The sequence below is a fragment of the Clostridia bacterium genome (genome assembly GCA_036562685.1).
Lineage (GTDB): Bacteria > Bacillota > Clostridia > Christensenellales > DUVY01 > DUVY01.
This window is the reverse complement of the sequence record DATCJR010000078.1, coordinates 1-16510: the sequence shown is the minus strand read 5'-3', so window position 1 is coordinate 16510 and position 16510 is coordinate 1. Positions and strand designations below refer to the sequence as shown.

The window sequence follows — 16510 nt, the reverse complement described above, 5'->3', positions numbered from 1 at the left end:
CAAGAATAATGACCAAAAAATTGGGTGCTGTGGATTATGATAAAGACGCAAGATTTAATTCAAATAATTCTGACATAGAATGCAATTATCCTGCTGTCAATGTTGTAATAGCTCAAATGCCCAAAGCGGAAAAAGCAGAGCCCACAGAAATATACAGCGTAAAAAACCATAAGTTTACATCAGTCATTACTGATGCCAAGGCGGAAGCGGATATTATCATTAACGAAATAGCAAGGATAAGACAAGACGGCAGAATACAAAAAGAATGTAATGGAAAGAAGATAATCGCTCCGCCTGATTTTGGCGATATTGTAATACTTTTTAGATCGCTAAAAAATAAATCTTTTGAAATTATCAATGAAATTTCCAAAGTCTATCCTGTTATCAGCAATATAGAAACAGAGTTACTTGATCGGACCGAAATATTGATGCTTTTGGATTATATAAAAATCATTGATAACTGCTATCAGGATATCGCGCTTGCTGGGGCCTTGAGAACTTTTGGAAATCTGGACGAAAACGAATTATATAAAATCCGCAAGCAATACGAGCTTGACGAGTTTTTTTATAATGCTGTTTTGAAATACAAAAAACATCAAAACGATGAAGTATCAAAAAAGCTCAACACCTTTTTTCAAAATCTTGAAAACGATATAAAATACGCAGCCTGCCATAGCGTAAAAGAACTTATTATATATATTGTCACGACGTATCATTATCAAGAATACTTAATGCAAAACTTTGAAAACGCAGATTATGAATATGTTGAATTGCTAATAAATTTGGCAGAAAAATATAATACCGTTAACGAGTTTTTAGACTATATAGATAATGGTCTTATATCTCCCGACATTCAAATGCCGCATCCAGACAGCCCTCATGCAATACGCATTATGACTATTCATCAATCCAAAGGCTTGGAATTTCCTGTTGTCTTTGTATGCGGACTGGGACGCAAATTCAATCATTCTTCAGATGAAATATTAATAGACCAGGAAGTAAAACTTGGGCTTAAGAACTATGACTTAGAATCTCGTTTTATTTCAGTTTCTAAGGATTGGAGTGCGATTAAATTTTTGAGTCAAAAGAAAGAAATTGAAGAAGAAATGCGTATTTTGTACGTTGCCTTAACTCGAGCAAAATATCATCTCGTGTTGACAGGAACCATATCTCACAAATACTCATTAATCGGTCTTGAACCTTTTGAAATTTTGCGAGGCTCCAATTATTTGAGTTGGATTTTGGCTGTACTTGGAAGAGATAAAAGCAATAATAATGTATTTGATATTGACCCAACAGAGTTAATCAAGCTAGCACCTTGCTACAAACTAAACATTATACAAGCAAGCGATCCTGTCGATTACAAAAACTTCTCATTGCCTGCCTTGTCTTCTGTCGATTTGGATTTGGCTAACAATATCAAGCAAAACTTTACTAGGATTTATAAACCAGACGGGCTTAATGCAAAATACACCGTAACCGAACTTAACAATCAAGAACTTGACATTAATGCTCCCCCTATTGATTGGGTTATGTCGGATAATTCTTCGGGCGGCATTGAACGCGGCAACGCATATCACTGTGTAATGAAATATATTGACTTAAATACATTAACCATTGAACAGGTCAATTCTGAAATAAAAAGGCTAAAAGAAAATAATCTATTACCTCAAGAGTATGAAAAACTTATTGACCCTAAAAAAATATTGCTTGCATTGCAATCCAAAGTCTTAGATATAGCAAGACAAAACAAATACTACAGAGAAAGAGATTTTTTATTTTATGTTTCGCCCGATATGCTAGGCCTCAAAGGCAATCAAAAAGTCTTAGTTCAAGGTATAATAGACCTTTTGATATTCACTGACGAAGGCATTATAGTCGTAGATTACAAAACCACAAAAGGCGACAAACAACATCTAAAGGATATTTATCATAATCAGCTTGACATTTACGCTAAGGCATGTGAAAGCATTCTTAAAGAACAAGTAATTTCTAAGATAATATATTCGTTTGAACTTGACAGCGAAATATATATCTAAACAAAGAGTGTATCAAAAAATCTTTGACAAATATATCTTGGCAAATATATAATGTGGTATAATTATAAATAGATATATAATGTGAAATAATAATTATTCTAAGCTAGTTCTTTTTTGACAATTTTTCTCTCACGGTATTTTTTATGACTGTTGTTGATAGTTTTTATGTATGGCTGCAAAAGTTCCTTGGAACTAATGCGCTCAACAAGATATTTTTTATATTGTTGGATGTTTTGATCATATTGTTTTGCCTTGCAATCATTTTGTTTTTTGCGGCAAATTATGCTTCTGCTTACCGTGCAACCGCAAAAATAGTCATGAAAGCAATCCAAAAGGGCGTTACCGAAGAAGCTATCAATATTGAAATGAAAAAAATGCCTTATACAACAAGATCGTTATGGCATCGTTTTAGAAAAGAACGCCGTGGAAAACCTAGCGATTATTTGTCCATAAGCGAATGTCTTCAAATACCCACAAGAACTTCTTGGAATAATTGCTTTGCAATTACTTTGATGCTGCTTTCTATTATATTTGCTTCGATAATCTTTGGGTTTGAAGAGACTTTGAGTGCAAAAAGAAATGCTGTAATGATGATAGCAGTTGGATGTTTTTTTGCAGCTATTTTAGTAATTATGGAAAGAGCTTCTTTGAATGCAACTTTGCTTACTCATGAAAAGCTGGTATTGGCTCTTAACAAAAAGTCCAAAGAATTTTTGATACCCTCTGGCGTAACCGTTCCTGAAGAACAAAGAATGATTTTAGAAGAAATAAAAAATTCACCTGAAAAATTAAATCAGGTTCAAAATACAATTTCCACACAAAACCCGTCTGCTGTTTTAAGGGTTGCTCCGCATAAAGCGATGGGTATAGAAACTCAAAATCTGCTATTAAGAATTGACGGAGCGATAAAGGCTAAAGCTCCGGCTTCAACTTTAAGACAACTTGCTGCCGCCTTACAAAAAGAAAAAGTAAAGCCCGAAAACCAGCTACCTGAACGTCAGCAACGATTAAACCGTGCAATGAATTATCTATTAAAGGCTATTTCTGAATCCCAAAAATAAATTAGCTTAATTATTGGTTTGTTTTATTTTGCCTGTTACTCTTCTTTGATTTTGCTGTTTTCTTCTATGTGTTTTTTTTGAATTGTGTATCAAAATTTCTCTGCGTGTCATTTGTAACCTTTTATGATTTTGAATATTTAGTCAGTTCCAAAAGTTTGCCGTTTTCAAAAGCTTTCAAAACAATATTGGCCGTTATCAATGTATTTTTTGGTATTATTGTATTCCCTTCAATGTCTGTAATTGACTGTGTTGTAAGTCTTCCTAACAAAAACACATAATCTGCAATTATTTTTGCTGGTACCGGCTTTGAAATCGAAGACTTTGGATCTTGTTGAATAATCTCTTGATTTTCTGGTTCATCAACCATTTGTCCGAATTCTGCTTGAACTGCTTTGTTTGAAATAGATAGTGGATATGACGAATTCTTTTTTATAACGGCTATTTGGTCTTCATCATCATTAATAATATTTTCATTATTTTGTATTACTGTTTGTTCTATTTTATTGTGTTCTGGCGGCATCACCACAGCATTTTCCAAAACAGTTTCTTGGGTTATTTGCATGTTGTCTTCCTGTTCTTCTTTCTCAATATTATCTTTTGTTGTTATATTATTTTCAGATTGCAGTATTTTTATTTCTTGAGTGTTAATTTTTTCCTCTTTTTTGTCTTCCTTTTCCGAAGCCACAATAATATCCTCCGCCTTATTGACATTGTCAGATAAAAATCCTTGAGAATTTATATTTTTATCAGTTTTTACTCTTGTGCTTCTATTTGGTAATCTGGATTTTGATGTTGTGTTTCTGCTAGGTTTTTTTTTACTTGCAGCTTTTGGGGAATATCAGTAATAAGTAGACGATTTCCGCTGCTTATAATATTGCTTGGATAAATCATTTCACTCTCATTCATCAAGATATATGATACTTTAAAATCATTAAGATAAATATCTTTTAAAACGCCAAGCTTTACTCCTACTTGGTTGTATATATCTGCACCCAATAATTGATAAATATTGCCTTTGAATGTTTCGCTATCCATAACCGGACCATTGGCTACTAATGCGTCAGGTCCAACCGCTTTTATGTCTGAAATTTTAATAACGTACTCTTTTCCTACCGAAAATTTGTCAGTCAAAACCAGAAGTTGAATATACGACATTGATGAATCAAATACGGCATTCTTAATATAATGCATTTTGCCGTTTTGAATATTAATCAGCGGTTTATTAAGAATCCCTCTCAAGCTTTCCATAATTACTCCCTTATAAAAATGACATAATAATAGTATAAACATATATATGTATAATATTTTATTGATAAGATTATCTGCACTTTTTTGTAATATATAGCGTTAATTTGGCGAATAGTTATGTAGATTAATTACTAAAAGCAAAATATTATCATTGACATAAATGAAATATAAGTCTATATTAAGAAACAGAAAAACTAACAGGTGTAATTATGTTATTATTAGAAACTCATTTGCATAACTGCGAGGTAAGTCCTTGCGCAAGAGTTACTGCTCCTGAAATTCCTTCGCTTTACATACAAAAAGGCTACAATGCAATAGCCGTAACCAACCATTATTCAGCATACGCTTTTAGTTTAATTGAAGGACAAAATTCTTTGGAAAAGGCTAAAAACTTTTTAAATTTGTCCAACTTATTAGTTTCAGAGGCAAAAAAGCAGGGACTAAAAGCTTTTTTGAGTATGGAAGTAACTTTAGCTAGATATCAATGGCAAGATTATTTGATCTTTGGCGATATACAGGAAGGCGTTTTACAAAATCCAGATCTTTATACTTATACTCAAGCTCAATTATTTGACCTTGCCAATAAATATAATTGGGTAATTTTTCAAGCGCATCCTTTTAGAAATGGATGTACTTTGGGGCTTCCTAGATTTATGCACGGAATAGAAGTTTATAATGGCTGTCATCATTCAAAAGAAGTTTACCAAAGATCTGTTAATTTTGCTAAAAAGAATAATCTCAAAATGAGTGCTGGCGGAGATTTCCACAATATTGGAGATGAAGGAAAAGCGGGCATTTATATCCCCGAGGATATTGAAACTGAAAAACAGCTTGCTCAATATTTATTAAATAATCAGCCTAAAATTTTCATGAGTGATAATTATTGATTTTTTTAATATTAAAAACTTTTGATTTTTATCTAAATTACTACAAAACCTTTGTTATTTTTTTGAGAAATAAATAAAATATACTAAAGAAGAAATGGAGGATGGCGTGTTATAAAAAAACGCACCATAATACTAAGTTGTTTTCTAATGTTTTACTGATAATGGCGTCTCTTTTGGCGTTGATAATACCAGGTTATATTTTAAGAAAGCTTAAGCTGTTTACAGATGGTGCTGTTGCGGGAATGGTTTCCATACTTTTGTATATTTGTCAGCCTTTACTGTCTATAACTCCGTTTTTAGATCAAGACAGTCCTTCTGCCAATATCGTCATCCTTATGGGTTTGTGCTTTTTGATTTCGTTTTTCGGACATATAGCAGTTTTTGCTTTGGCTAAGCTAATATTTTTCAAATGGAAGAATATAGAAAGCGCATCTGCCTATACCTTTGCTTCCGTTTTTACTAACTGCGGCTTTTTGGGTTTGCCTTTTATAAAAATGCTGACCAATAGTTCAGAAGCTATGCTGTTTGCGATTATGTATAATATTAGTTTTAATATTCTGATGTGGACTTTGGGCATTTATATCCTTACCAAAGACAAAAAAGCTATCAGTTTCAAAAAGGCATTTATTAATCCAGCCATAGTTCCGCTTGTAATAAGCTTTCCATTATTTTTCTTCCCGAGCATTAACATAATAAGCGGAACGCCTATAGAAAATTCTATTAATCTTCTTGCCAATATGTCTGCACCAATTTCTATGATAGTTGTAGGAATTCGACTTGCCGACATAGGATTATTAAACGCAATTAAAGGAATAGGTAATTATATAGGCAGCTTTGTAAGACTTATAATTGCTCCCGCTTTAATGATAGGCCTTGCTATACTGTTAAGATTAATACCGTATTTTTCAAATTCATCATTGGGACTATTATGTCTTGCAGTTCCTGTCATACTTATGGGTATGCCGCCCGCATCATTGCTTGTAACTTTTGCAGAAAAAACAGGCAGAGCCAGAGTCGATTCAACCAGAATTTTTATTACTGCAACTTTATTATCTGTAATAAGCGTTCCTTTATTAATTATGACAATAAAGGCCATTGGTCTTGTTTAATTTTTATTAATTTTGGACAAAAAAGCATTTTATTTAGCAATTATTAATATTTTTATATTAATTAGATTAGAAATATTAAGACTTTATTAAAATTCGATAATATTATTGTATTGGTTTTGACGTTATGCTATACTTTTGCTGTAACGAAAATTAAGGAGATTGATATGGGATTCTTAAAAAACCAATTGTTGAAGGTCATTGAATGGGAAGATAACACTCATGACACAATGGCATATAAATATCCAATACCGCCTAAAACAGAAATAATGATGGGTTCTCAGCTTATAGTAAGAGAATCTCAGGTGGCTATTTTGGTTAGCAGCGGCAAAATTGCCGACGTTTTTGAACCCGGAAGATATAAATTAAATACCGGTAATATGCCTATTCTTACCAAGTTAAGATCTTGGAAATATGATTTTAATTCTCCGTTTGTTTGTGATGTATATTTTATCAATACTAAGCAATTTATCAATCAAAAATGGGGAACAGGCAATCCTGTAATGATGAGAGATCAGGATTTTGGCGTTGTTCAATTCAGAGGCTATGGCGTATTTTCATTTAAGGTATCAGATGCTGCTGTCTTCTTAAGAGAACTCTTGGGTTCTGCTGCACTATATAAAGTTGATAACCTAATGGAACAACTCAAACGTACCATAGTAAGTGGTATTTCTGAAGCAGTTGCAGCTTCCAACATCCCTGCGCTTGACTTGGCAATGAAATATTCAGCAATTGGTGATAAAGCAGCAGAAATTGTTCAGGCTGATTTCAACAAAATGGGTATAACATTAGTTAACCTTGTTGTTGAAAATCTATCTTTGACAGAAGAAAGCACAAAAGCTCTCAACGAGAGAACAAGAATGAACATTTTGGGCAATGCTCAAGAATATACTCAATTTGCGGCTGCTGATTCTATGAAGACTATCGCAGAAAATGCTCATAAAGGTAGCGGAATGAATATGGCTGGAACTGCTATGCAAATGGGTGCTGGCTGGGCTGTAGGCAATGTTTTTGGAAGCGCTTTATCTGGTCAAAATGCTAATGCGCAAGCTACCCCTGCTGCACCTGTAGGCGCTGTACCTACAATGGTTTGTCCTTCTTGCAATGCAAATATCAATGCAAATGCCAAATTCTGCCCTGAATGCGGTGCAAAAATAACACCTGTAAATGCTACAAAATATTGTCCTTCTTGCGGAAAGGCCAATAAGCCTCAAGCAAAATTCTGCGCAGAATGTGGAAAGAAACTCTGATATGAAAAGATTTTATAATCTTGCAGACGAAATAAAAAAAGCCAGAGAAAAAAGCAATTCTTCTTCATCATCTGAAGAAAAAGTTGTCAATTATGTAGATGAGCCGACTAAAAAAGTATATGAAAACTATGGCGGCGAAACAAAACTTGTACTTGATGTAGAACAGGACAAATGCCCTAATTGCGGGGCATCTGTCATATTTAATCCTAAAACTCAAAAGCTCTATTGTCAATATTGCAACAGCGAATATGAAATAGCGTCTCAAAAAAGCGTTGAAAGAGTGCTGGATTTTTCTCTGGATAAAGCTGTTAAATGGAATGACGAAACACGCGTAAGCCATTGCGATAGCTGCGGCGCAGAATTTGTATTTGATAAGGATGAATTTGCAAAAGAATGTCCTTTTTGTAAATCACCAAGTATAACCCGTATTGAAGATATAGAAGGAATACGACCTAACGCAGTACTGCCTTTTAGATTAACTAAGTCTGAAGCTAAAGAATGCTATCAGAAATGGATTAAGGGCAAAATATTTGCACCCACTGCTTTTAGAAAAAGTCATATAGATGATAATTTCAAAGGAATTTATTCCCCTAGCTGGACTTATGACACCAAAACTTCGTCATTTTATCGCGGCGTTGTCGGCGACTATTATTATGTGACAGTAGGTTCAGGCAAAAACCGTCATACAGAAAGAAGAGTCCGTTACAGAAAAGTCAGCGGACATCATGAAGCAATATTTGATGATATTAACATCAATTCAAGCAGACATATAGATGACAGAACTTTTAATAAGCTAAAACCTTTCAACACAAAAGACAGTGTTGAATATAAAAGACAGTATCTAGCCGGCTACACAGCAGAACATTATAAAAAATCACTAAATGCAGGTTGGGCAGAAGCTCTTAATGTAATTAATAACAGTATAAGGTCTGGAATAATCGCATCATTGCATTGCGATGTGGTCAGCAGTCTTGATATAACAACGCAATATAACGACAAGACATTTAAATATGTTTTGCTTCCTATTTATGTAACGCTTCATGTTTTCAAGCAAAAACCTTATTACACATATATTAACGGCTCAAGTGGAAAGACCGTAGGCAAGGCACCCGTTTCTGTTCCTAAGGTTGTAGGCTTTATACTAGGGCTATTAAGCGGCCTGGCTTTGGTTACATTTTTATTGGACTTTTTGCAAATAATCTAATTTGATAGCGCTTTTTGTGTGACTAAGTAATATTACTTTTATCGGTTATATGATATAATAAAGAAAATTTTTTATAAGGAGTTATCAACATGACTATCACTAAGGATATGACTATATATGAAATAATAAAAAAGGACAGCGGCTGCGCTCCTATCTTCTATGGATTTGGAATGCACTGCTTAGGTTGTCCTATTTCAAGCGGTGAAACTTTGGAACAAGCTTCAGCTGCTCATGGAATTGATGTTGATTTGTTAGTGGAAGAACTCAATAATTATTTTGAGGATAAAGCTAACGACGAAGAATAGTTTTACATACACCTTAGCCGTTTTATGTAAGTTGACCCGGATTAATAATTCCGGGTCTTTTTTTCAATTATCGAATGCAACGGAAAAAGCTTAAGAAACAGCAGCATTTTCTGCATTTATCATCGTCCTTCTTATCGCATTTATCGTCTCTCTTGTCATCCTTTTTATCGCACTTGTCATCCTTTTTATCGCACTTGTCGTCTTTTTTGTCGCATTTATCGTCTTTCTTGTCTTCCCATTTGTCTTTTTTGTCATCAAATTTGTCGTCTTTCTTGTCGTCTTTCTTGTCGTCTTCGTAGCCCCATCTGTCATCTTTTTTGCAGCAGCAGAAGCAATCAGGCTTGGGTTTAGGACGGCATGGATCAAAATGTTTGTCTTTGCAAGGGTCATATTTGTCGTCATAGTCGTATTTTTTATCATAGCCGTATTCTTTATCATCATACCCTTTTTGATTTTTCATTTCAAAATCAAAATCATCGTAATCGTAACTCATATCTTATATTTGCTCCTTTTTTATTGATATGTACAGAGCAAATAATTTTTTACCCTTTGTATGTGCGGTTTTGAGGGTTTATGTAATGTTCTACTGGCTTTGCATGTATTTGACTTTGACTGGTTTTGCTTAATTTTGATAGTCCTGAAGTGCTCGAGCCATATTGTTTTACTTTTGCCATTGTTTGCATCGTACTTAGATCAAGGCTTTCTGTTTGATTTTGAACAGGCGGTGCCGTGATAGTGGATGCATCAGAAATTAAACTACCTGTAGATGTATTATTTGTTTGTGAATCAACAGGCGGTATATATGTATTGGTTATAGTCGAATTGGATGTTGTATTATTGATTAATCCTGAAATGTTATTTATTGACGACTGTTGATTGTTGATAAGCTGTGTATTTGTTAAAGGCAATTGATTAATTGCATTTGTCCCTAAAAATGTGGCAGGAAATAACAAATCCGCTTCACATCTAAAACAACCAAGCGTTACGCAAAAATCTTCCTGTGACGGAGACAAAAAATTAGGAACACAGTCGCATCTAAACAAAAAATCTCCATCAGGTAGATTGAATACACAGGTTCCAAATACATCAGTTCTTCTGTATATTATGCGTCTAGAGTCACAAAATGTGCATGACACTATCGCCCCTCTTACTGGAACATTAGTACTAGATATGAACACATAACATCTTACTTGATTTCGCCGCCGTCTGCTTCGGCGACAACATCTGCATTTTCTCATATCATATTATTATGCACCAAACTTTTTTTGTGTGTTTGTTTTAGATATCAATTGTAAAATCTAACAATTTGTATTATAATACTAAAGACACAAACTACATTTAAGCCAAAAACTTAAAGCTTTTTTGTCTTATCAAAATCCTTGACATCATAAACAGCTTGTGCTAAATTATATAAAGCACCCTTTGGGTGTTATTTTTCACAATGCATTTTACCTAAAAAAGTAATTAATAAAGAAGGAAAACATAATGCAGGACAAAATTACATTGGCTTGTACAGAATGCAAGCAACGCAATTATGACACTTTTAAAAACAAAAAGAATGACCCTAACCGTATTGAACTGAAAAAGTACTGCAGATTTTGCAAAAAGCATACCCTGCATAAAGAAACAAAATAATACAAGGGGATAGTTTTATGGCTAACGAAAAGAAAAAAGGCAGAATCAGCAGATGGTTTAAAGAAATGGGCAGTGAGCTCAAAAAAGTCATCTGGGCAAAGCCTGCTACTGTTCTAAAACAAACAGGCGTTGTTTTTGCTGTTGTCGGCTTTTTTATTGTTGCCGTGTGGCTTATAGATCTTGGATTGTCTCAGGCATACAAGCTCTTGTTAGAATACTTGGTATAAGGCAATGAACGAAGAAGTAGCAAAGATGGAACCCCAGTGGTATATTGTTTATACCTATACTGGTTATGAGAATATTGTCAAAGATAGTCTTGAAAAGTTGATTGAAAAAAACAATCTTCAAGACCGTATTTTGGACATTCAAATTCCAATGGAAGATGTAATTGAGGAAAAAAACGGAAAGCGCAAAATTGTTTCCCGTAAAAAGTTCCCCTGTTATGTCATGCTCAAAATGCGTTATACCAATGATATGTGGCATATGATTACGAGCACACGCGGAGTTATTAGTTTCGTTGGTCCGCAAGGAAAACCTATGCCTTTGACCGATGATGAAATTCGTCGTATGAAACTAGAAAAAGTCACTGTTAATGTTGACTTTTCCGTTGGAGACAAAATACGCATTATTGACGGTCCTTTGGCTGACTTTATAGGCGATATTGTAGAAATTGATATTCACAATTCAAAATGCAGAGTAAATGTCAATATGTTTGAAAGAATTACTCCCGTTGAATTGGATATAACTCAAATCGCAAAATTAGATTAGATATTTTTATCTGGGAGGCAAATTAATATTTGCCGTTATCACCACGATTAAAAAATATAAAAATATTTTTTAAGGAGAAATTATGGCTAAGAAACTGACTGCTGTAGTCAAATTACAGCTGCCGGCAGGAAAAGCGACTCCGGGACCTCCTGTAGGTTCTTCTCTTGGACCGCACGGCATTAACATTCCTGCATTCACCAAAGAATTTAACGAAAAAACTGCTTCTCAAGCAGGATTAATTATTCCTGTAGTTATCAGTATTTATGCTGACCGTTCTTTTTCATTCATTCTAAAAACTCCTCCAGTTGCTGTTCTGATTAAGAAAGCTGCTAAAATTGAAAGTGGTTCAGCTCGTCCTAACCGTGACAAAGTTGCACGCCTTACTAAAGAACAGGTTGAGGAAATCGCTAAGATGAAAATGCCTGATCTTAATGCTGCATCTTTGGAAGCTGCTATAAGCATGGTAAAAGGTACCGCCAGAAGCATGGGCGTTACGGTAGAAGAATAAGGAGGGCGGCACAATGAAAAGAAGTAAGAGATATCTTGCAGATGCAAGCAAAGTTGATACCAGCAAAACCTACGAAATCAATGAAGGCTTTGAGACTTTGATTCAGGTTGCTAATGCTAAGTTTGACGAATCAGTTGAATTGCACGTAAGACTTGGTGTTGACCCTAAACAAGCTGACCAGCAAATTCGTGGTATTACCAATCTTCCTAACGGAACTGGCAAAAAGGTTAAGGTATTGGTTGTTGCAAAAGGCGACAAAGCAACTGAAGCTGAAAAAGCTGGTGCTGATTATGTAGGAGCAGAAGAAATAATTGCTAAGATTCAAGGCGGATGGCTTGATTTCGATGTATGTATCGCTACTCCTGACATGATGGGTCAAATGGGTAGAGTTGCTAAAATTCTAGGACCTAAAGGCTTAATGCCTAACCCCAAATCAGGTACTGTTACACTTGATGTGGCTAAAGTTGTAGCTGATACCAAGCTTGGACGCGTAGTTGAATATCGTATTGATAAAACAGCTATTGTTCACTGCATTATCGGAAAGAAATCCTTTGGCGCACAAAAACTTATTGAAAACTTCAATGCGTTAATGGAAGCTATTGTAAAAGCAAAACCTGCTTCTGCAAAAGGAACTTATATTAAAAACGTCTTCATTGCACCTACAATGGGACCTAGCATAAAGCTTAACTACAAAATAAACTAAAATATAATAACAGCTTAAAAATGTCCTAAAGACAGCAAGTGATTTTTCTTAAATCTGTTATGGAGCTTGCCGAGGGCGATAAAAGCTTGTAATACTGTTAAAAAATGACCTCAATTACAGCTCTTTCGCTTTTGGCAAAAGAGCTGTTTTTTATAAAATAAAACAGGAGGTAAAAATGGCTAACGCAAATTTAGAGGCAAAAAAGGCCAAAGTTGCTGAAGTTAAGGATTTGATTACCAAATCAAAATCCGTTGTCTTTGTTGATTTTAAAGGCATCAATGTCGCTCAAGATACCGAAATGCGTAACAACTTCCGCAAAAATGGCGTAACCTATAAGGTTATAAAGAACACAATTATGTCCCGTGCCTTTGAAGAATTGGGTGTTAAGGGCTTTGACCATGTATTTGAAGGTCCTACTGCTATAGCTTTCTCACTTACAGATGAAATATCTGCTGCAAGAATTGCACGTGAAAGCTCAGAAAAGTTCAATCTCACCAAAATCAAAGGCGGATATATGGATGGCAAAGTTATGACTGCTGATGAAGTAAAAGCATTGTCATATATCCCGGGAAAAGAACAACTTATCGCAAGATTGCTTGGCGTATTGACCGCGCCCGTAAGAAAACTGGCTATTGTGCTTGACCAGGCTGCAAAGCAAAAAGCATAAAATAAAATTTAAGGAGAATAAATTATTATGGCAGATTTGAATAAAATTGTTGAGTCAGTAAAAGAATTGACCGTAGTAGAGCTCAATGAGCTTGTTAAAATGTTAGAAACCGAATTTGGCGTATCAGCAGCAGCTTTCGCAGCAGCTCCTGCAGCTGGTGCAGCAGCTGGCGCAGCAGCTCCTGCAGCTGAAGAAAAGACCGAATTTAACGTAGTATTGAAAGAGGTTGGAGCAAACAAAATTGGAGTTATCAAGGTTGTTCGTGAAATCACTAACCTTGGTCTTGGCGAAGCAAAAGCTTTGGTTGATAAGGCTCCTAGCGTTATTAAAGAAGCAGTTTCCAAAGAAGCAGCTGAAGAAATGGCTAAGAAGTTCAAGGAAGCTGGCGCTGTTGTTGAATTGAAGTAATTATACTTTTGATTTTGTAAGATAATCCCCTGACTTTTAAAAAAATCAGGGGATTTTTTTATTTAAAATATATTAAAAACATAATAAAAATATGATATTATATCATCAGCAATAAGTTTTGGGATATCAAATGGAAAAAGCAAATATCAAGAATATAATATTATTATGTATTCTACCGTCTTTAATTTTGGTTATTTCTATATATTATCTTATATGGCTTGGATTTCAGGTATTTACTAAAGCATTTACTATCTTTATAGTTTGTTTGTTAGTTATTTTAGTTCAAATTTTTTATTCAATGCCAAAAAAAATGAGAGTTTTTGTATGTATATCAAAATATGTACTTTTTGGCAGTATGATTTTATTTTTTTGCTGTATGCATTTTATACTAGGTCCGTCAGACAATATCCCAACACTATACGCCATTATAATAACTCAATTTATTTTTGCTTTGTTGACCATACCATTATGTATCATTGAAATCAAATTAACAAAATAATAAATTCCTTAAAATTGACATATATCCCAAATTATTGTATCATTGAAAGGTTAATAGCAATATTTCTTGCTGTATTACTTTTTATACGCAAAAAAAGGAGTTCCTTATGAATCATTTGGAAATAGAAAGAAAATGGCAGAAGTACTGGGAAGACCATGAACTTAATAAGTTTGATCCCAAAAATATTGACCGCAAATTCTATATGCTTGAAATGTTCTCTTATCCTTCGGGTGCTAACCTGCATATAGGACATTGGTGGAACTTTGGACTTTCTGATACCTATGCAAGATTTAAAAAAATGCAGGGCTATGAAGTTTTTCAGCCTATGGGATTTGATTCATTTGGGCTTCCTGCAGAAAACTATGCAATAAAAACTGGTATTCATCCCAAAGACAGCACTTATAAAAATATAGCTACAATGGAACGCCAGATAAAAGAAATGGGCTTGATGATAGACTGGTCTGCAGAAATCAAAACTTCTGATCCAGAATATTATCACTGGACTCAATGGCTGTTTTTGCAGTTATACAAACATGGACTTGCTTACCAAAAGGATGCACCGGTAAACTGGTGTCCTTCATGTAATACAGTTATAGCCAACGAACAAGTAGTCAACGGAGAATGCGAAAGATGCCATTCGATTGTAGAAAGACGAAATATGACTCAGTGGTTTTTCAAAATCACTAAGTATGCCGAAGAATTGTTGAAAGACCTAGATAAACTTGATTGGCCTGAAAAAACCAAAATTATGCAGACCAATTGGATAGGCAAAAGTGTAGGAGGCGAAATCGAGTTCACAACAGAAGATGGGCATACTTTTAGAGTGTTTACAACAAGAGCAGACACTTTGCCTGGTTTAAGTTTTGTAGTGCTTGCACCTGAACATCCTTTGGTGGATATAATCACTACTCCTGAACAAAGAGAACAGGTTAAAGAATATCAAAAGCAAACGGCCAGAACAAGTGAAATTGACAGACTGTCCACAACCAAGGAAAAGACAGGAGTATTTACTGGCGCTTATGCTATAAGTCCTTTGGATAACAAAAAGGTTCCTATATTTATTGGAGATTATGTTTTGTACACTTATGGTACAGGTGCGGTTATGGGAGTGCCTGCACATGACGAAAGAGATTTTGATTTTGCAAAAAAATATAATCTGCCCATAACAAGAGTAATAAAGAGTGCAGACGGTTCGCCTGATGACCTGCCCTTTACAGCTTATGGAATAATGACTAACAGTGGAATTTTTGACGGTCTTAGCAGCGAAGAAGGCAAAATAAAGGTTATCGAACACCTTGAAAAAACAGGCAAAGGCGAACAAAAGGTTAACTACCGTTTGCGCGACTGGTCTGTAAGCAGACAAAGATTTTGGGGATGCCCTATTCCTATTATTCATTGTGAAAAATGTGGAAATGTGCCTGTTCCTGAGGATCAGCTGCCTGTAGAGCTGCCTTATGATGTTAATTTCAGACCTGACGGACAATCACCGTTAAGAAGTCATGAAAATTATATCAATGTAAAATGTCCAAAATGCGGCGGAGATGCAAAAAGAGATCCTGATACTTTGGATACTTTTGTTTGCTCATCATGGTATTTCTTAAGATATCCTAACGCACATAACGATAAAGAAGCATTCAACAAGGAATACACCGACAAAATCTTGCCCGTTGATAAGTATGTCGGGGGCGCTGAACATGCTGTTGGCCATCTTTTGTATTCAAGATTTATAGTAAAGGCATTAAGAGATATGGGTTATCTTAACTTTGACGAACCGTTCTTGTCATTGGTACATCAAGGCGTTATTTTGGGACCTGACGGATATCGTATGTCAAAAAGCCGTGGAAACACAATCAATCCTGACCAATATATCAAAGAATACGGTTCCGATATCTTGAGACTTTATTTGTGCTTTGGATTCAATTATATGGATGGCGGTCCTTGGAGCGATGACGGCATAAAAGCTATGGTGCGCTTCTCAGATCGTATAGATAGAATTGTTCAAAAATATGAAAAAGTGCAAGATACAGCTACAAGATATGGCGAAGACGAAAAAGAAGTCGATTTTGTATTAAACAATACTATAAAAGAAGTAAGATCTGACCTTGAAGCATTTGCATTCAACACAGCAATGGCAAGAATTATGGAGCTTGTAAATGCCATTTACAAATACGATTCGCTTCAAAATCCGGATAAAGGATTTTTGAAAAATGTGATTATAACAT

General features: G+C 34.9%; 19 protein-coding genes and 1 other annotated feature. Of the genes, 15 read left to right on the top strand and 4 right to left on the bottom strand.

Features of this window, described 5'->3' with window-relative positions:
• Both VIL26_03405 and VIL26_03400 read left to right on the top strand, forming a co-directional pair.
• On the top strand, positions 1-2039 hold a 2039-nt coding region (locus VIL26_03405; protein ID HEY8389979.1), incomplete at its 5' end, for a 3'-5' exonuclease.
• 143 nt (positions 2040-2182) lie between these two features.
• On the top strand, positions 2183-3100 hold the full coding sequence (locus VIL26_03400) for a hypothetical protein (GenBank protein ID HEY8389978.1): 918 nt from the start codon (positions 2183-2185) through the stop codon (positions 3098-3100).
• Between the two features lie 121 nt (positions 3101-3221).
• Here the strand turns inward: VIL26_03400 and VIL26_03395 are convergent, their stop codons facing one another.
• Together VIL26_03395 and VIL26_03390 are read right to left on the bottom strand one after the other, a co-directional pair.
• Complete coding sequence (locus VIL26_03395; protein HEY8389977.1) at positions 3222-3785, bottom strand: hypothetical protein; 564 nt, start codon at positions 3783-3785, stop codon at positions 3222-3224.
• Between the two features lie 68 nt (positions 3786-3853).
• Positions 3854-4348, bottom strand: a complete 495-nt coding sequence (locus VIL26_03390) for a PRC-barrel domain-containing protein (GenBank protein ID HEY8389976.1) — start codon at positions 4346-4348, stop codon at positions 3854-3856.
• Between the two features lie 209 nt (positions 4349-4557).
• Here VIL26_03390 and VIL26_03385 point away from each other — a divergent pair, with 209 nt between their 5' ends.
• From VIL26_03385 to VIL26_03365, 5 genes are all read left to right on the top strand, one after another.
• Complete coding sequence (locus VIL26_03385) at positions 4558-5235, top strand: PHP domain-containing protein (protein HEY8389975.1); 678 nt, start codon at positions 4558-4560, stop codon at positions 5233-5235.
• A 101-nt stretch (positions 5236-5336) separates the two neighbouring features.
• A complete protein-coding gene (locus VIL26_03380) occupies positions 5337-6344 on the top strand; it encodes an AEC family transporter (protein HEY8389974.1) in 1008 nt (335 codons plus the stop codon).
• 164 nt (positions 6345-6508) lie between these two features.
• Positions 6509-7591 (top strand): SPFH domain-containing protein, encoded by a 1083-nt coding sequence (locus tag VIL26_03375; protein ID HEY8389973.1) that lies wholly within the window; start codon positions 6509-6511, stop codon positions 7589-7591.
• 1 nt (position 7592) lies between these two features.
• Positions 7593-8795 (top strand): hypothetical protein, encoded by a 1203-nt coding sequence (locus tag VIL26_03370; protein ID HEY8389972.1) that lies wholly within the window; start codon positions 7593-7595, stop codon positions 8793-8795.
• A gap of 89 nt (positions 8796-8884) precedes the next feature.
• Positions 8885-9100, top strand: a complete 216-nt coding sequence (locus tag VIL26_03365) for a DUF1858 domain-containing protein (protein HEY8389971.1) — start codon at positions 8885-8887, stop codon at positions 9098-9100.
• A gap of 67 nt (positions 9101-9167) precedes the next feature.
• Here VIL26_03365 and VIL26_03360 read toward each other — a convergent pair whose 3' ends face one another.
• Together VIL26_03360 and VIL26_03355 are read right to left on the bottom strand one after the other, a co-directional pair.
• Positions 9168-9593: a hypothetical protein gene (locus VIL26_03360; protein HEY8389970.1), complete on the bottom strand. Its 426-nt coding sequence runs from the start codon at positions 9591-9593 to the stop codon at positions 9168-9170.
• A 49-nt stretch (positions 9594-9642) separates the two neighbouring features.
• The gene (locus tag VIL26_03355; protein HEY8389969.1) at positions 9643-10338 is read right to left on the bottom strand and encodes a hypothetical protein; all 696 of its coding nucleotides are present in this window, start codon (positions 10336-10338) and stop codon (positions 9643-9645) included.
• A 247-nt stretch (positions 10339-10585) separates the two neighbouring features.
• On the opposite strand from VIL26_03355, the gene rpmG reads away from it, so the two are divergent.
• The 8 genes from rpmG to leuS form a co-directional block, all read left to right on the top strand.
• The gene (gene rpmG / locus VIL26_03350; GenBank protein ID HEY8389968.1) at positions 10586-10735 is read left to right on the top strand and encodes a 50S ribosomal protein L33; all 150 of its coding nucleotides are present in this window, start codon (positions 10586-10588) and stop codon (positions 10733-10735) included.
• 17 nt (positions 10736-10752) lie between these two features.
• A complete protein-coding gene (gene secE / locus VIL26_03345; protein ID HEY8389967.1) occupies positions 10753-10962 on the top strand; it encodes a preprotein translocase subunit SecE in 210 nt (69 codons plus the stop codon).
• Positions 10963-10966: 4 nt separating this feature from the next.
• Positions 10967-11503 (top strand): transcription termination/antitermination protein NusG, encoded by a 537-nt coding sequence (nusG, locus tag VIL26_03340; GenBank protein HEY8389966.1) that lies wholly within the window; start codon positions 10967-10969, stop codon positions 11501-11503.
• An 82-nt stretch (positions 11504-11585) separates the two neighbouring features.
• The gene (gene rplK / locus VIL26_03335) at positions 11586-12011 is read left to right on the top strand and encodes a 50S ribosomal protein L11 (protein ID HEY8389965.1); all 426 of its coding nucleotides are present in this window, start codon (positions 11586-11588) and stop codon (positions 12009-12011) included.
• A gap of 13 nt (positions 12012-12024) precedes the next feature.
• Positions 12025-12714 (top strand): 50S ribosomal protein L1, encoded by a 690-nt coding sequence (gene rplA / locus VIL26_03330; protein HEY8389964.1) that lies wholly within the window; start codon positions 12025-12027, stop codon positions 12712-12714.
• Positions 12715-12721: 7 nt separating this feature from the next.
• Positions 12722-12876 (top strand) — a sequence feature (ribosomal protein L10 leader region).
• Between the two features lie 13 nt (positions 12877-12889).
• Positions 12890-13381: a 50S ribosomal protein L10 gene (gene rplJ, locus VIL26_03325; protein HEY8389963.1), complete on the top strand. Its 492-nt coding sequence runs from the start codon at positions 12890-12892 to the stop codon at positions 13379-13381.
• Positions 13382-13408: 27 nt separating this feature from the next.
• Positions 13409-13789 (top strand): 50S ribosomal protein L7/L12, encoded by a 381-nt coding sequence (gene rplL, locus VIL26_03320; protein ID HEY8389962.1) that lies wholly within the window; start codon positions 13409-13411, stop codon positions 13787-13789.
• Between the two features lie 605 nt (positions 13790-14394).
• On the top strand, positions 14395-16510 hold a 2116-nt coding region (gene leuS, locus VIL26_03315), incomplete at its 3' end, for a leucine--tRNA ligase (GenBank protein ID HEY8389961.1).

What these genes read in the sequence shown, in the direction of transcription:
- VIL26_03400 (HEY8389978.1), top strand. Translation starts at nt 2,183, where the DNA reads ATGACTGTTGTTGATAGTTTTTATGTATGGCTGCAAAAGTTCCTTGGA.
- VIL26_03390 (HEY8389976.1), bottom strand. Translation starts at nt 4,348, where the DNA reads ATGGAAAGCTTGAGAGGGATTCTTAATAAACCGCTGATTAATATTCAA.
- VIL26_03385 (HEY8389975.1), top strand. Translation starts at nt 4,558, where the DNA reads ATGTTATTATTAGAAACTCATTTGCATAACTGCGAGGTAAGTCCTTGC.
- VIL26_03380 (HEY8389974.1), top strand. Translation starts at nt 5,337, where the DNA reads ATGGCGTGTTATAAAAAAACGCACCATAATACTAAGTTGTTTTCTAAT.
- VIL26_03375 (HEY8389973.1), top strand. Translation starts at nt 6,509, where the DNA reads ATGGGATTCTTAAAAAACCAATTGTTGAAGGTCATTGAATGGGAAGAT.
- VIL26_03370 (HEY8389972.1), top strand. Translation starts at nt 7,593, where the DNA reads ATGAAAAGATTTTATAATCTTGCAGACGAAATAAAAAAAGCCAGAGAA.
- VIL26_03365 (HEY8389971.1), top strand. Translation starts at nt 8,885, where the DNA reads ATGACTATCACTAAGGATATGACTATATATGAAATAATAAAAAAGGAC.
- VIL26_03360 (HEY8389970.1), bottom strand. Translation starts at nt 9,593, where the DNA reads ATGAGTTACGATTACGATGATTTTGATTTTGAAATGAAAAATCAAAAA.
- VIL26_03355 (HEY8389969.1), bottom strand. Translation starts at nt 10,338, where the DNA reads ATGAGAAAATGCAGATGTTGTCGCCGAAGCAGACGGCGGCGAAATCAA.
- rpmG (HEY8389968.1), top strand. Translation starts at nt 10,586, where the DNA reads ATGCAGGACAAAATTACATTGGCTTGTACAGAATGCAAGCAACGCAAT.
- secE (HEY8389967.1), top strand. Translation starts at nt 10,753, where the DNA reads ATGGCTAACGAAAAGAAAAAAGGCAGAATCAGCAGATGGTTTAAAGAA.
- nusG (HEY8389966.1), top strand. Translation starts at nt 10,967, where the DNA reads ATGAACGAAGAAGTAGCAAAGATGGAACCCCAGTGGTATATTGTTTAT.
- rplK (HEY8389965.1), top strand. Translation starts at nt 11,586, where the DNA reads ATGGCTAAGAAACTGACTGCTGTAGTCAAATTACAGCTGCCGGCAGGA.
- rplA (HEY8389964.1), top strand. Translation starts at nt 12,025, where the DNA reads ATGAAAAGAAGTAAGAGATATCTTGCAGATGCAAGCAAAGTTGATACC.
- rplJ (HEY8389963.1), top strand. Translation starts at nt 12,890, where the DNA reads ATGGCTAACGCAAATTTAGAGGCAAAAAAGGCCAAAGTTGCTGAAGTT.
- rplL (HEY8389962.1), top strand. Translation starts at nt 13,409, where the DNA reads ATGGCAGATTTGAATAAAATTGTTGAGTCAGTAAAAGAATTGACCGTA.